Origin of the sequence: Croceibacterium selenioxidans (assembly GCF_018599195.1) — a bacterium.
Classification (GTDB): domain Bacteria; phylum Pseudomonadota; class Alphaproteobacteria; order Sphingomonadales; family Sphingomonadaceae; genus Croceibacterium_A; species Croceibacterium_A selenioxidans.
The window spans coordinates 518,265-533,453 of sequence record NZ_JAHFVK010000002.1 but is presented as its reverse complement, the minus strand read 5'-3'; the positions used below and the strand labels follow the sequence as shown (position 1 = coordinate 533,453).

General features: G+C 65.5%; 10 protein-coding genes. 4 read left to right on the top strand and 6 right to left on the bottom strand.

What is annotated here, in order from left to right; all coding sequences use genetic code 11:
- Position 1: 1 nt before the first annotated feature.
- Together KK137_RS11420 and KK137_RS11415 are read right to left on the bottom strand one after the other, a co-directional pair.
- A complete protein-coding gene (locus tag KK137_RS11420; protein WP_214536548.1) occupies positions 2-1,441 on the bottom strand; it encodes an aldehyde dehydrogenase family protein in 1,440 nt (479 codons plus the stop codon).
- A 7-nt stretch (positions 1,442-1,448) separates the two neighbouring features.
- Positions 1,449-2,573, bottom strand: a complete 1,125-nt coding sequence (locus KK137_RS11415; protein WP_214536547.1) for a fumarylacetoacetate hydrolase family protein — start codon at positions 2,571-2,573, stop codon at positions 1,449-1,451.
- A gap of 94 nt (positions 2,574-2,667) precedes the next feature.
- Between KK137_RS11415 and KK137_RS11410 the strand changes: the two genes are divergently transcribed.
- A complete protein-coding gene (locus tag KK137_RS11410; protein WP_214536546.1) occupies positions 2,668-4,329 on the top strand; it encodes a glycoside hydrolase family 43 protein in 1,662 nt (553 codons plus the stop codon).
- On the opposite strand, the gene KK137_RS11405 is transcribed toward KK137_RS11410, so the two are convergent.
- From KK137_RS11405 to KK137_RS11395, 3 genes are read right to left on the bottom strand one after another with little or no spacing between them, the layout of a single operon-like run.
- On the bottom strand, positions 4,330-5,334 hold the full coding sequence (locus KK137_RS11405) for a cupin-like domain-containing protein (protein ID WP_214536545.1): 1,005 nt from the start codon (positions 5,332-5,334) through the stop codon (positions 4,330-4,332).
- Positions 5,335-5,340: 6 nt separating this feature from the next.
- On the bottom strand, positions 5,341-6,831 hold the full coding sequence (locus tag KK137_RS11400) for a carboxylesterase/lipase family protein (protein WP_214536544.1): 1,491 nt from the start codon (positions 6,829-6,831) through the stop codon (positions 5,341-5,343).
- Entirely contained in the window at positions 6,822-9,320 is a 2,499-nt protein-coding gene (locus KK137_RS11395; RefSeq protein ID WP_214536543.1) for a glycoside hydrolase family 3 protein, read from the bottom strand. The genes KK137_RS11400 and KK137_RS11395 overlap by 10 nt, the downstream gene beginning before the upstream one ends.
- Before the next feature lie 240 nt (positions 9,321-9,560).
- Here KK137_RS11395 and KK137_RS11390 point away from each other — a divergent pair, with 240 nt between their 5' ends.
- From KK137_RS11390 to glsA, 3 genes are all read left to right on the top strand, one after another.
- Positions 9,561-9,908, top strand: coding sequence for a hypothetical protein (locus KK137_RS11390; RefSeq protein WP_214536542.1), 348 nt, complete (start codon positions 9,561-9,563; stop codon positions 9,906-9,908).
- 295 nt (positions 9,909-10,203) lie between these two features.
- Positions 10,204-11,082: a hypothetical protein gene (locus KK137_RS11385; protein ID WP_214536541.1), complete on the top strand. Its 879-nt coding sequence runs from the start codon at positions 10,204-10,206 to the stop codon at positions 11,080-11,082.
- 10 nt (positions 11,083-11,092) lie between these two features.
- Positions 11,093-12,076 (top strand): glutaminase A, encoded by a 984-nt coding sequence (gene glsA, locus KK137_RS11380; RefSeq protein ID WP_214536540.1) that lies wholly within the window; start codon positions 11,093-11,095, stop codon positions 12,074-12,076.
- 27 nt (positions 12,077-12,103) lie between these two features.
- On the opposite strand, the gene KK137_RS11375 is transcribed toward glsA, so the two are convergent.
- Entirely contained in the window at positions 12,104-14,917 is a 2,814-nt protein-coding gene (locus tag KK137_RS11375; RefSeq protein ID WP_214536539.1) for a M16 family metallopeptidase, read from the bottom strand.
- Positions 14,918-15,189 lie beyond the last annotated feature (272 nt).

Sequence of the window (15,189 nt, the reverse complement as noted above, 5' to 3'; positions counted from 1 at the left end):
CTTAATCCCCCGTGTAGACCGTTTTGACCTGGGTATAGAACTCGACCGCCGCGAAACCTTGTTCGCGGGGGCCGTAGCTCGAACCCCGGGTGCCGCCGAACGGCACGTGATAATCGACTCCCGCGGTCGGCAGGTTGACCATGACCATGCCGGCGCGGATGTTCTTGCGGAAATCGCGAATGTGCTTCGCGTTGTTGGAGACGATCCCGGCCGACAGGCCGAAGTCGCCGCGGTTGGCCACTTCCAGCGCCTCTTCGTAGTTCTTGACGCGGACGGTCGAGACCACCGGGCCGAACACTTCCTCGTTGTTGATCCGCATCTCGGGCGCGGTGTCGGCGATCAGCGTCGGCTGAAGGAAATAGCCAGGCGTTTCCGCCGCGACCTTGTCTCCGCCCGCGGCCAGCCGGCCACCTTCGCCAGTGGCGATGCCGATGTAGTTGAGGTTCTGTTCGAACTGCGCCTCGCTGGAGGCGGGGCCGACTTGCGTGCCTTCGGCCAGCGCGGGGCCGACCTTGATCGCCTTGGCCCGCTCGGCCAGCGCGGCGACGAAACGGTCGTGGATTGCGTCTTCGACGATCACCCGGCTCGAGGCGGTGCAACGCTGCCCTGTCTGGAAGAAGCCACCGTCGGCGGCAATCGCCACCGCCTTGTCGAGATCGGCATCGGCCAGCACGACGAGCGGGTTCTTGCCCCCCATCTCCATCTGCACCCGCGCCTGCCGGGCCATGGCTGCCGCGCCGACCTGGGCGCCGACGAACTGCGAGCCGGTGAAGCTGACTGCGGCGATGTCCTTGTGATCGGTAATCGCGCGGCCGACGTCACCCCGGCCGAGCACGAGGTTGAATACGCCAGCCGGAGCGCCGCACTCATGAATAATCTCGGTGAGCGCGCTCGCCACTGCCGGGGTGATGTTGGCGGGCTTGAGCACGACGGTGTTGCCGAAAGCCAGCGCAGGAGCGGCCTTCCAGGCCGGGATCGCGATCGGGAAGTTCCACGGCGTGATCAGGCCGACTACGCCGAGCGCCTCGCGATAAGTCGCGACATCGAGGCCCGGGCGGGTGGATTCGAGTGTCTGCCCATGACGGCGAAGCGCCTCTCCGGCGAAGTAACGGAAGATCCGCGCCGCGCGCAGTGTCTCGCCAATCCCTTCGGCGCGGGTCTTGCCCTCTTCACGGGCGAGCAGCTCACCCAGCTCGTTGGCGCGGGCGAAGATCGTTGCCGCGATCTTGTCGAGCAAGTCGGCGCGCACTTCCGGAGAGGCCGAGGCCCAACCCGGAAACGCCGCCGAAGCCGCGGCCACGGCGCGGTCTACGTCCGCCGCTCCGCCGTTCGGAAAGCGGGCGACGACATCGCCGGTGTTCGAGGGATTGAGGCTTTCCAGCGCGTCGTCGGCGCCGGTCCATTCGCCGCCAATGAAGTGGCCGAGACTGAGGGTACTCATGATACGGTTAGATCCTGTCGATTAGCCCGCGCGAGGCGAGGTTTCGCACGAAGGCGGCGATGCCCATTTCCCAAGCGGGTGCGTCGCGTGACGTGGTTACGGTGTTGGCAAGAGTGCCGAGGCGGCGAGAACTGATGGTGACCCTGTCGCCCCGCTTGTGGGTGAACCCGGCGCCGGGAGTGTCACGATCCTGCGTGGGCGCGAACAGCGTGCCGCAGAACAGGGCGAAGCCATCGGGATAGTGATGTTCGCTCAGCGTCTGTTCGACAAGGTCGAGCGGGTCGCGGCTGATCTGGCCCATCATGTTGGTGCCTTCGAGCCGATAGCCTTCCGGACCTTCGATCAGCAGGTCGACATTGGCCTGGCGCACGTCGTCGATGGTGAAGCCTTGGTCGAACAGGCGGATGAATGGGCCGATCGAGCAGGAGGCGGTGTTGTCCTTGGCCTTACTCAGCAGAAGCGCCGAGCGACCTTCGAAATCGCGCAGGTTCACGTCGTTGCCAAGCGTGGCGCCGACGCATTCGCCGTGCGGATCGACAATGAGCACGACTTCGGGTTCGGGATTGTTCCACGTTGAATCCGAGCGAACGCCGATGGGGGCGCCATGACCGACCGTCGAGAGTACCGGCGACTTGGAGAAAACCTCCGCATCAGGGCCGATTGCGACCTCGAGATATTGCGACCACATGCCTTCGTCGATCAGCGCGGCCTTGAGCTGGTCCGCCTCGGCACTGCCGGGCACGACGGCGCGGATGCCGGCGCCGACTTTCTCTTCGAGTGCGGCACGGATTTCGGCCGCGCGCGAGGCATCACCGCGGGCGCGTTCTTCGATTACGCGTTCGATGGCGGAGACGGCGAACGTCACGCCGCAGGCCTTCACGCATTGCAGGTCCACCGGGGAAAGCAGACGCCAGCCGTTGGGCAAGCCGCCCTCGACCGTGCCGATCGCCGTGCCGCCGTTAAACGCGCGGCGGGCGACAGCGCCGGATACAGTGGCGACTTCCAAAGTCAGGTCGAACAGGGCGCCGCCCCGGATAGCGATAACGCAAGGCCCCTCGGGCGACTGCGCGCGACCGAGGAACGTGCCGGACGCGTAGTCCGACGGCAGGATGTCAGTCAGTTGCCCGGCCATAATGGCTGCTTGTTCTCTCCCGTGATAGCGCTACCATAGAAACAGGGCCCGAAACGTGCAAGGAAATTGAGCGGCCCGGAGAGGATTTGGGAGGATGAGGAAATCGAGCGCCGTCGCGGCCATGGTCGCAGCGCTTTTCATCGGGCCGGTTTCGCACGCGGAACCCGTCGCGAGATTCGCCGAAGTGACTTACCAGGCCACTGACCAGGCAAGTCCGGATGCGCCGGGCACTTTCCGCAATCCGATCCTGCCGGGTTTCCATCCAGACCCCTCGATCGTGCGGTCTGGAGATGACTTCTATCTCGTCACGTCGACGTTCGCCTGGTTTCCCGGGATGCCGGTGTTTCACAGCCGCGACCTCGTCAACTGGCGTCTGGTCGGGCATGCGATCGACCGGCCGGGCCAGGTGAACTTCAAGGATCTGGGCATTACGCGCGGCATCTTTGCCCCGGCGATCACAGTGCATGACGGACGATTCTACATCTTCACCACCTGCGTGGATTGTGGAGGGAACTTCTTCGTTACCGCCGAGCGGCCCGAAGGACCGTGGTCCGATCCTGTGTGGCTCGACTTCGAGGGCATCGATCCGTCGCTGTTCGTGGACGATGACGGGCGCGCCTGGGTACTGAACAACGGGGCGCCAGTGGGGGAACCCCGTTATGACGGCCACCGGGCGCTATGGATCCAGCAGATCGATCTGACCGCAGGGAAGATGGTCGGCCCGCGCAAGGTGCTCGTCGATGGCGGGGTCAACCCGGCGGACAAGCCGATCTGGGCCGAGGGGCCGCACATCTACAAGGTCGGCGACTGGTACTACCTGATGGCGGCCGAGGGCGGCACGGCGGAGGATCACTCGGAAACGATTTACCGCTCGCGCAAGGTCGATGGACCTTACGAGCCGGGGCCGCGCAACCCGATCCTGACCCAGCGAAACCTCGCGCCAGGGCGGCCGGACCGGGTGGAGGCAACGGGCCATGCGGATCTCGTGCGGCTCGACGATGGGAGCTGGTGGGGCGTGTTCCTGGCCACGCGGCCCTTCGCGGAGCAGTCGACTTTGCTCGGCCGTGAGACCTGGCTGCTGCCAGTGCGGTGGGTCAATGGGTGGCCGGTCTTCCTTGAACCGGGCGAGTCAGTGCCATTCACCTCGCCGCGTCCGAATCTACCGCCGTTCCAGGGAACCGACTGGACGAGCTGGACCGATCGCTTCTCTGCCGGAGACCTCTCGCCCGAGTGGCTGCGGATGCGTTCGCCGCGCAGTGAACCGTGGTTCGCACTGGGCGGGGCCGGGCTGGAACTGACCGCGCGGGGAGACACAGCGGGTGGCACAGGTCAGCCCTCGTTCCTCGGCCGGCGGCTGCGGCACCCTTCGGCGATCTATACAACGCGGGTGACTTTCGCGCCGGAGCGCGACGGCGACTTTGCCGGCCTGCTGGCGCTGATCGACCAGGACCACTTCCTGGCATTCGGTATCGAGCAGAATGAGGGCATGCGAGTGCTGACGATACGGAAGCGTTCCGCCGCCACTCAGCCGGAGGGGGGAGAGTTGACGGATTCCGTTCCGCTTTCCGAACAGGGAGAGGTTGAACTACAGCTCGCGATCGACCGAGGGCAGGCCGATCTCCGCTGGCGTCCGGCCGGATCCGATGGCTGGCATGCGATCGCGGAGGATGTGGACGTCGAATACCTGAGCTCGGTTCACGCCGGTTTGTTCACCGGAGTACTGGTGGGGCCCTATGCGGTGAGCGGACCTCGCTGATCAGGACCCCGACAGCACCCGCAGCAGAAACTGGCGAATCATTTCGTCGCGCTCGGGCGAGGCCGGGCCGTTTACGCCCTGCGCGTGTGGTGGCAGATGATCGGCGGCCCGCGCGGCGTCGGGGGCAAAGACGAAGTGTTCGAACCACGCCCGCCAGCCTTCGCGCTGGGTGTCGGGCAGGTCGCGGATCGCTGAAAGCGCGTGGATGAGGGCCACGAACGGGCCACCGCGAGCCACGTCGTTGTACCAGTAGTTCACCAGCACGTTGACCGCATCGAGCGCGGCGACGTGGTGCCACCACAGGGTGGGGATGAAGATCGCATCGCCCGGGGCCAGCTCCGCGGACTGTGCCAGTTCCAGCGCGCGGGCGAAACGAGGGTAGGCCTCGAGATCGGGGCGCAAGGGATCGGGCAGGCTGATCGGCTGACCGGCCAGGGTGTTGTTGAGCGGACCGACGTAGAGATCGCCGGTCGCTTGCGGCGGAAACAGGGTGAAGCGCCGCCGCCCGAGTACCACTACGGCGATATTGTCCGACAGGTCGAAGTGAGTCGCCACCTCGGCCTTGTTGCAAAGCCAGACCCGTGACTTCGCATCGCGCTGCATGGCGGCGTGCGGTAGCGGGTTGGCAACATCGAACCGCGGCAGGTGCTCGCGGGTCTCGTTGGCCCCCGCATAGACGATCGGCGGCGAGGCCTCCGTTGCCAGCTCAAGCAGCTTACGGCCGACTTCGGCTAGCGGGGCCTTCTGGCGGACGAAATTGAACCCGCGCATGTCTGCGCCGTAGAAGAACCGCCCGCCCGTTTCGGGAGGCGCGAGCATGACGTCTGCCGGCTTCCCGCTATCCATCGCTGCCAGCGTCGCGATCGTCGCGGCGGGTGAGTCCTGCCCCGCCTGGACGAGCGGCCAGCCGCTCGCCAGCCCGCGCATCACGAACGGCCGTCCCGCCTGGCACAGTTCGGTGAAATCTTCGGGCGTGGGCGCCGCGTGTTCGGGCAGGGCTGGCATGAAGACTCAGTATGTTGTGGCGAAGCGGCAGAAGTCTGCCCGCGGCTTGCCCCCGATCATAGCGGTTTCGTCCTGCCCAAAGGAAATCTGCCGCGCCGCCCGCGGGTCCCATCGCTCCCAAAGCGGGCGGTCCAGCGAGATCGCGGTCTTGCCGTTCGGATCGCCGGTGATCGCCAATGCCGCCCAGTAGTCCTGCATCTGCGCCCCGCCGCCCACCGGGCGTCGGCCGAAGATAAAGCCGATCTCGTAGGCATGGCGCGTCAGGCCGCCCTTCTCGCCTACGTCGAATTCATAGAACCAGGTCGGCCAGCCGCTTGAGGCAAGCAGGTCCGCCAGCCGGTCCGCGGGGCAGTGCATCTCGCCATCGCTTTGCAGCCGCAGCGCCAGGTTGCCGCGTCGTGGATCGGGCACTTCGGCGCGATAGACGGCGAGCGCCTCCGCGCCGTGGCCGGGGTACCAGGTCTCGGCCAATCCAGCCAAGTCGATCGCGTCGGTGGTGGGACCGAACTCCACCTTGTCGACCCCGATGATCACCGGCTTCGGCGCGTTGCGCGCGATCAATCTGTCGGGCGCCTCGGGCAGGACTTGGCCGTCGACCGTGATCCGCAGCCAGGTGGAGCGGCCTTGCTCTGCTGCGGGATCGGCCACTTCCTGCTGAAGGTCGAGCAGCGCGACCGGAGAGAGCGCGCGCAGCTTAGTCAGGTCTCCCCCCGCATCCGCCGCCTTGTCGAGCTGCATTCCGACAGCCTCGGCCTCGGCCAGCGTCCGGAACGTCATGCCGAAGCCCGGCGTGCCGCTTTGCATGATCGCCTTGTGGAACAGCCCCTGCGCGGCCGGGGCGGCGAGAAGCAGCGAGACGTCTTGCGAGCCGGCACTCTCGCCGTAGATGGTCACGTTGTTCGGGTCGCCGCCGAACCGGGCGATGTTGTCGCGAACCCATTGCAGCGCGGCGATCTGGTCCATCAGCGCATAGTTGCCGCTCGCCCCGCCTTGCTCAGCAGTGAGCGCGGGGTGCGACATGAAGCCGAGCAGGCCGAGGCGGTACTGCAGGCCGACGTGGACCACGCCCTGATCGGTCATGTTGGAATCGGCCGGACCACTCGAAGACCCCGAGCGGTTAGAGCCGCCGTGGATCCATACCATCACGGGCAGCTTGCCCTTCAGCGACGGCGTGCGGACGTCGAGCGTCAGGCAATCTTCGGACGAATGGAGCCAGTTCGCCTTGTTCCAGCCCTCGCTCTTCTGCAGGCAAGCTGGGGCGGGCCTGGTCGCGTCACGGGCCCCGTCCCATGCCACCACGGCCGCAGGTGGGCGCCAGCGCAAATCCCCGACAGGTGGCGCGGCGTACGGAATGCCGCGGAACACCGCGTCGCCTTCGACTTCGCTCCCCCTCACGATCCCGCCGGGAACCGCGACCTGCGGTGGGCCTTCTCCGGCGGCCGTCAGGGGCGCGGCGAACGTTAGCAGGGCCGCGCCGAAAGCGAACCTCAGCCGCAAGGCAGTACGACTTCCGCGTCCGTCCCCAGGCGCACGTCGGTCAGCACGAAGTCCGCCGCACCTTCGGTGGAAAGGATGAACGGCGTGGCGACATTGCTCATGTCCACGCCCTTTTCGCGCAGGCACTTTAGCGAGAGTCCATAGCGTACGAACTTCGTCCCCTGCGGCATGGTGACCGGGCTGACGACCAGCGTGTCCGTGCCGCTGATCATGGCGAACCCGGCCTGTTGCGGCGCCTTGAGCATTTTCAGCGTGACCAGCAGCATCACGTCGCCGTTGGTTTCGCGGCTGATGTCGATCGGGTCGAATGTGCCGAGCGAGACGGCCGAAGTGCCACCGGAAATCCGGAAACGGCGGCCGCCTTCCTGTACCAGGCCTTCCTCGATCGAGACTTTCGCACGGCCCCCCAGCGCTTCCGCGGGGAAGGTCGTGATGCGGGTCTGGCTACCCGGGAGACTCGGATCGACGATATGCAGCGACCAGCTCGAGGCCGGTACCCCGGACGCGAGGAAGGTGCGCGCATCGCCCGCCGCGGCGTTGCCCGCATCTTCGGCCAGCGGTGTCCAGGCGGCGCGCGGGCTCGCGTAGTTCAGGCCGAACCCGAAAGGATGGAGGACGCCATCGGCCATATTCGCCGTGCGCGGCCAATCGGCGGGCAGCTTGCCCTGGAAGTCGAAGCGCGGCGTTCCGTCGGGCTTGCCAACCAGCACGTCGGCGAGACCACCGCCTTCGGTGCCGGGCAGCCAGGTGACGACGAAGGCGTCGGCCAGGTTGAGCGCGGGGTTCACGTAGAGCGGGCGCCCGGTGATCATCACCGCCACGACCGGAATGCCCTGAGCTTTCAGCTTGCGCATGGTCTCGAACGGCGCCGTCAGCTCGGGATCGAGCTGCAGCGACGCACGGTCGCCCTGGAACTCGGCGTAAGGTTTCTCGCCGAAGATCACGATCGCGGCGTCGGGCTTGGTGGTGAAGCTTCCGCCTGGCGAAAGCTCGGCGCTGCCGCCCGCGCTCGTCACAGCCTCGCGCAGTCCGGCCCAGAGAGACGTCGCGCCGGGGAAGTGGCTGTTGTCGATACCGGTGCCTTGCCAGGTCAGCGTCCAGCCGCCGGATTGGCGGGCGATGTCGTCCGCACCATCGCCCGCCACCAGCAGGCGTCCGCCGGGTTTAAGCGGCAGGACGCCCTGGTTCTTGAGTAGGACCAGCGACTTGCGCACGGCCTCTCGCGCCACCGCGCGGTGCTCGGCCGACCCGAGCAGTTCGTAATGGCCGGACAGGTCACGCGACGAAGGCTTGCCGGTCTCGAACAGGCCGAGCCGCAACTTTACGCGCAGGAGCCGTGTCACTGCGTCATCGATCCGGCTCATCGGTATCTGGCCGGCCTTTGCCTGCGCCAGCAGGCTTTCGTAGATCGGCTTCCAGGTATCGGGCGCCATGTAGAGGTCGATCCCGGCGAGCAGGGCCTGGGGGCACGAGGCGTTGGTGCAGCCTTCGACCTGGCCGTGGGCATTCCAGTCGGACACGACGAAACCGCCGAAGTTCATCCGATCCTTGAGTACCCCGGTCAGGAGGCTCTGGTTGCCGGTCATTTTGACGCCCTGCCAGCTGGAGAAGCTGGCCATGACGGTGCCGACGCCTTCTTCGATCGCCGGACCGTAGGGCGCGCCATGGATGTCGCGCAGTTCCTCTTCGCTGATCTGGGCATCGCCCTGGTCGACGCCGTTGGCGGTCCCGCCGTCGCCAAGAAAATGCTTGGTCGAAGCGATGACCTTACCGCGCGGGAGGATGCGCGCGCCATCGGGCGGACCCTGCAATCCGCGCACCATGGCGCCGGTGTATGAGGCGACGAGTTCGGGGTTGGAGGAATAGCCTTCGTAAGCCCGCCCCCAGCGGAAATCCTGAGGTACGGCGACGGTCGGGGCGAAAGTCCACTCCTGCCCGGTGACGCGGATCTCGGTGGCGGTGACGGCGCCGATGCGCTCGATGAGTTCGGGGTCGCGCATCGCGCCGAGACCGATGTTATGCGGAAACAGCGTTGCGCCGATGATGTTCGAGTGCCCGTGAACCGCATCGGTGCCCCACACCACGGGGATGCCGACGCCCCCGTCACTGGTGTCGATCGAGGCGGCGTAGAATTCGTCCGCCAGCTTCAGCCAGTCTGCCGCCGGGGCCAGGTCGTTCCCGTAGGGGCCGCTGTTGCCGCCGTTGAGGACCGAGCCGAGGTTGTAGGTCTTCACGTCGGCAGGGGTGACGCAGCACAAATCCGCCTGGACGAGCTGGCCGATTTTCTCTTCGAGCGTCATCCGGCGCAGCAGATCGGCGATCTTCGCCTCGTCCGCGGCGGAGACCGGAACCGGGTAATGGCGTTCGGGCCAGATCGCGGGATTGGCGACGCCGGAGCCCTGAGCGGGAGGACTGGCGGGCTGGGCCTGCAACGAGGCTCCGCCAGCGGTCAGCGCCGCGGCCATGGTCAGAACAGCCCAGGATCGCATCGAATCTCCCCTCTCTCGTCTGCCTCTGCTCGGGCAGGATCGAGGGTTTGGTAGCGTTATCAATCGCGGTTTGGAAGCCGCGACTTGCAGTGGCGGCGCAGCTCGAGCCGTGGGCGATAGGGATACCCCCGTATTTACCCCGCTGAATCACAAAGTAGCAGGAAATGTTCCGCATTCGAATTTCGCCCGCCGGATTGGGCAGCGGCGGGTTCTCGCGCTCGACTAATCGGATTTGTACGAATGAGATTTGCCGTACCTTTGAGTTTCGTCTTCTTGGCGCTTGCGGGCTGTTCTTCGCAGGAAGAGACCAACCAGCAGGACGAAGATCTGAAAGCCTATGTCCTCGAGGCCGCCATTGCGGCCTGTACTCAGCAGGCCGTGCCGCAAGACCAAGGGCCGCGCCTGGACATCGACTTCGCCAATGTCTGCGAGTGCGGCCTGGGCAAGGTTTTCAAGGATATCCCGGCCGGCGACTTCGCGGCGATCACCAGCGAGGAAGACGTGGCCGCGTTCGTGGCTCGGCTGCAATCGTCTGCCGACAAGGCCATGAACGAATGCACGGCCCAGCCTGGTCCGGGCCAGGCATAAAGCTATATTGGTCACCTGTACGCAAGATTCCCACCCAGGGTTTATCAGGACTGCCCCCTAGGGAGGATCGGTACTATGTCCTTGGAAATCATGTTGAAATTGGCCGCCTCTTTCTTTATCCTTTCGAGATCGGTCGGCGGCGCTGCCCTCGCGAATGACCGTGCATCTCGGGAGGACCGGGGTGACGTGGCCGAGTTTCGCATGCGGGCGGCGGCTTTGTCTGCTGCACGATCGGATTGCATGCGGGAGGCGAGGCCTCGTTCCGCCGAGTCCATGATCCGGAAGGAGCATGGCAGTGCACAGACGAGCGATCCCGATCCTGGCCGGCGCGATCCTGTTCGCTCCGGCAAGCGTCCTTGCCCAAGACGCTGATCATTCCGACAGGGGTGATGTAGCCGACTTCAGGGATCACGAAGACGACGGGCAGCCGGAGCCCTACGAGATCGGCCTGGACGGCAGGCCCGAGCCCTCATGGTCCCTCTCGATCGGCGTGCCGGTGTTGTACGATACGAATCCCTTCTGGGACCCGGATGGCTCGGAAGACGCGGTTCTTTTCTCGCCGTCCTTGGCGCTCACTTATGCGCATCCTGAACTGATTCCGGGATGGGACCTCGAATTGAGCGGTGGCGCCGACGCCGACTTCTTTTCAAACGATCCGGACGAATTGAACGAGGGACGCCTCAATGCCACGGCGACGGTCTTCCATCGGATCGCCGGAGCAGGGACCCTTTCCCTCGGCTTTCGGGCCCGGTGGGTCTACCTTGGCGAAAGCTTCGATCATTTCGACCATTCGCTGCAACGTTACGTGGTCGCGTTCGCGCCGGACATCTCGGACAAGGTCGGGATTTCGCTGAGCGGCGAGTATCGGGATTCGGGGCAGCCCGAGAACCGGCGCGTCATCGGTACGGCCAATTTTGACGTGACAATTCTGGATACGCCAGACGTCCGGGTCGGGTTCTTCCAGGAGTTCGCGTATTCCTCCTATACCGCCGGAGCCAACGACGGCCGTGAGGACCTGCTTTCGCTGAGCGAGGTTTCGTTGACACCGGGGTTCGAATTGCCGGACGGCATGCGGCTCAACCTGGCGGCGATCTTGTTTCATCGCTTTTCCAACTTCGAGTCTTCGCGCTTCACCGCGGTGCAGGTTGGGCCTACGCTCGGCTTCAGTTTCTGAAGGCAGGGCCATGTCCGAACCCGACCAGGTCTATGTCTCGACCGGCCGCTTGCCGCCGGCGGGCGACGTCGTAAAGCTGGTGGACCGCGCCTACGAGCGGTTTCGGTCCAATTCCGACGGGCGGCGCTCGCAAGTCTACCCCGCGCTAGCCCGGGTTCCTGCCGACCTCTTCGGCATCTGCGTCGTCGCCACCCATGGCGATGTTCATTCGGCCGGAGACGCCGATTACCTGTTCCCGATCATGAGCGTGTCCAAGCCCTTCGTCTTTGCGCTGGTGTGCCAGCAGATCGGGCACGATGAGGCGCGGCGGAAGATCGGGGTCAACGCCACCGGCTTCCCGTTCAATTCGACCTTGCCGCTGGAAATGCATCGCGACGGGCGTACCAACCCGATGGTCAATCCCGGCGCGATGGTCACCAGCAGCCTGGTGGGGGGTGGCAGTATCGAGGAGAAGTGGCAGCGGATTCTCGATGGCCTGTCGGCATTGGCCGGGCGGGAGCTCGCGATCAATGACGAGGTGCTGGACTCGGCACGAGCCACCAACTTCCGCAACCGGGGCATGGCGCACCTGTTGCACAGCGCGGGCCGTCTGGATGCGGATCCCATGCAGGCGCTCGATCTCTATACCCGGCAGTGCTGCCTCGACGTCACGGCGAAGGACATCGCCGTGATGGGCGCAACCTTGGCCGACGGAGGGGTCAATCCCATCACCCGCGAGCGCGTGGTCGATCCCGACACTTGTCATTACACACTGGCGGTCATGGCAACCGCCGGGCTCTACGAGACGTCGGGCGACTGGCTCTACGAGATCGGCCTGCCGGGAAAGAGCGGGATTGGCGGTGGCATCGTGACGGTTTCACCCGGCAAAGGCGGCCTCGGCACTTTCGCCCCGCTGCTCGACGGAGCAGGCAACAGCGTCAAAGGTCAGATGACGGCGAAATACCTGTCGCAGCATCTCGGGATGGACCTGTTCCTCTCCAGGCCGGAGGCGTGAAGAGGAAGGCCAACCGCTTCAGTTCCCTCACTGCCCGATGGCTGCCGCCGCGACGACTTCCACGGGTAGCCCGAGGCTTTCGAGCTGGGGTTTGACCGTCGCGGCATCCCCGACGACCACCCAGACGAACTTGTTCGGATCGAGCGCGTTTCGCATCGCCGCGTCGAGTTCCGGCCCGGTCATGGCGCGGTACCGCTGTGCGACCGTGTCGTAGAAATTATCCGGACGGCCCCAGACATCATTCTGCTGCATGGCGGAAAGGACAGCGCTGGACGTCTCGAATCGCCCTGCCAATTCCCTCGTCGTGCCGTTGACCTCGCGCGAGAGTTCCGCCGCGGTGACGCCGTTGGTCGAGAGAAACTCCTGTACCTGCTGTTGGATGGCTTTGATCGAGTCCCCGGTCCGGTCAGCCTGGACCGGCGCGTTGATGGTGTAGGGCACCGCGTGCTCGAGCCAGTTGTAACCACCCCCGGCGCCGTAGGACCAATGCTTGTTTTCGCGCAGTTCCATGTTGAGGCGCGACAGGAAGCCAGAGCCGAGAACCTGGTTGCCCATCTGGTAAGTCAGGAGTTCATCGCGCGGGTTGAGCGCCGTCATTTGCCCGGCGAGGATCAGCGACTGCGGCGAATTGGGCCGGTCGAGCAGCACGATCCTGGGCGTGACTTGCGCCGGCGCCGCGTTGAACGCCTTGGCACCGGCCGGTCCCTGGCCCCGCCAGTTGCGGAAGCGGGCTTCGAGCGCGGCCTTGACCTCTTCCAGGGGAAGATCGCTCACGACGAAGACCTTGGCCTTCTCCGGCCTGATCCAGGCCTGGTGGAAAGCCACCAGTTCATCGCGCGTTAGCTGGCCTACGGCGACCGGGTCGCCCGAACCAGCGGCGAGCTTCGCGTAAGGGCTTGCGCTGCCGTACAGCAGCGGTGGCATGGCCCGGTTCGCGATGCCCGCGGGGTTCGTGAGTTCCGAGGCGATCGACGTGAGCAAGCTCGCGCGGAGGCGTTCCACCTCGGAGGGCTCGAACGCCGGATTGCGCACGACGTCGGCGAACAGGTCGAGCGAACCCGCAAGGTTGGGGCTGGGCGTGGCGACGGTCAGGTACGTGCGGTCAGCCGAATTGCCGGTGCCGATCGTGGCGCCGAGGCGTTCGCCGGCTTCGGCGATGGCTGTCGAGTCCAGGCTCGTCGTGCCTTCCTTGAGCAGCGAAAGCATCAGGCTCTGGGTGCCGAGCTTCCCGTCCGGATCCGCGGCAGCCCCGGCGTCGAAGCTCATCAACACACGGGTGACGGGTACGGCCGCGCGATGGGCGTAGACGAGTTCGACTCCATTGCTCAGCCTGCTGCGGGTGACCTCGGGAAAATCGAGGTCGCCGATAGCCGCGACCGAAGGGAGGTCGCCGCGCGTGCTCTGGACGGCCTCGCGCGGAGCGGCTGCGGCGGGTGCGGCCGCGACTGTCTGAGCTTCCTGGTAGCTGTCGCGCTCTCCCGGAACGACGGTGATGGTAAGGGCGGGGCGTGAGAGCCATTTCTGGCCGACAGCCTGGACCTGCGCCGGCGTAACCTTCGCCATCGCTTCGAGCTGTTGCTTGTAGAAAGCCGGATTGTCCGAATAGAGCTCGCCCGACGCCAGCGCCACGGCCTTGCCCCCGAAGCCGCCGACGGCCTCGAGGCCGGAGATGCGGCTGGAGACGTTGGTCGTGACGACACGCTGCACCTCGTCGGCTGTCGGACCGTGTTCGATGAGGTCGGCGACGATCTCGTCCAGGCGCTTGGCCACCACGGCGGGATCGACTCCGGGCCGTACGACCGCCTGGACCAGGAACATGCCGAGCTGGGAGAGCGACTGGACGCCGGCCGAGACCTGCACCGCGGTCTTCTCTTCACGCACCAGGAGGTTATCGAGCCGTGAGCTGGCGAGGCCGCCGAGCACGGAGGCGAGCACGTCGAGAGGGACGGCGTCCGGATCGTTGAGCCCGGGCACCGCCCAGCTGCGCAAGATCAAGGTCGCCGCGACACGATCCTGCATCGTGACGTCCTTGGCCGCGGACAGGGTCGGCACCGCCACTTGCGGCGCTTGTGTCGGCGGTCCGGCCTGAATCGATCCAAAGTACTTCTCGACGATCGGCCGAGCCTCGTTCACGTCGACATCGCCGGCGAGCACGAGGACCGCGTTGTTCGGGCCGTAGTGCTGGCGGAACCAGTTCTTGACGTCCTCCAGGCTCGCGGCGTCGAGGTCGGCCATCGAGCCGATAACGTTATGGCCATAAGGCGTCCCGCCGAGCAGTTCCTCGAGCAGCTTGTAGAACACTAGGCCGTAGGGCTGGTTGTCGCCCTGGCGCTTCTCGTTCTGGACCACGCCGCGCTGTTCATCGAGCACGGCCTGGTCGATAGCCCCGAGCAACCACCCCATCCTGTCGCTCTCTAGGAACAGCGCCCGGTCGAGCGCGGGCCGGGGCACGGTCTCGAAGTAGTTGGTGCGGTCGAAGTTGGTCGTGCCGTTGAAGTCTGTCGCGCCCACTTCCCGCAGCGGTGCGAAGAAGTCGCCGGGAACATTCTCGGAGCCGTTGAACATCAGGTGTTCGAACAAGTGGGCGAAGCCGGTCTTTCCGCTCGGCTCGTGCTTGGAGCCAACGTCGTACCACACCGACACCGCCACGATCGGGGCCTTGCGGTCGGTATGGACTATGACGCGGAGGCCGTTGGGAAGCGTGAAGCTCTCGTAAGGAATCTGAACTTTTTCGACCAGCTGTTCGACCGGCACCGGTGCCGCAGTCTGCGCGAGGGACGGGAGAGGGGCGAGCGCCGTAGACGCCAATGCGACGAGGGTAAGCAACTGGCGACGCAGCATCGGATCTCTCCCTGAAAAGCCGTCATGTTAATAAGACCGGTCAGTGAACCGGGTCCTCATGGCGGGTCCATCTGTAATATTACTTATCGTCAATTCAATGGCGTTTCGTCGAGCGAAGCGGTGGGGTGGGGACCTCGCGAACCGCGAACCTTTGCCCAAATGCTGGAACCGAGTATCAACGGGCGCGCGGGGCCGCCTTCAGGTTGCAGGAGTGGCTTGGAAAAAAGATATCCCGCCCCGGGTGTCTCTCGGGGCAATCGTCCCTATCTAGC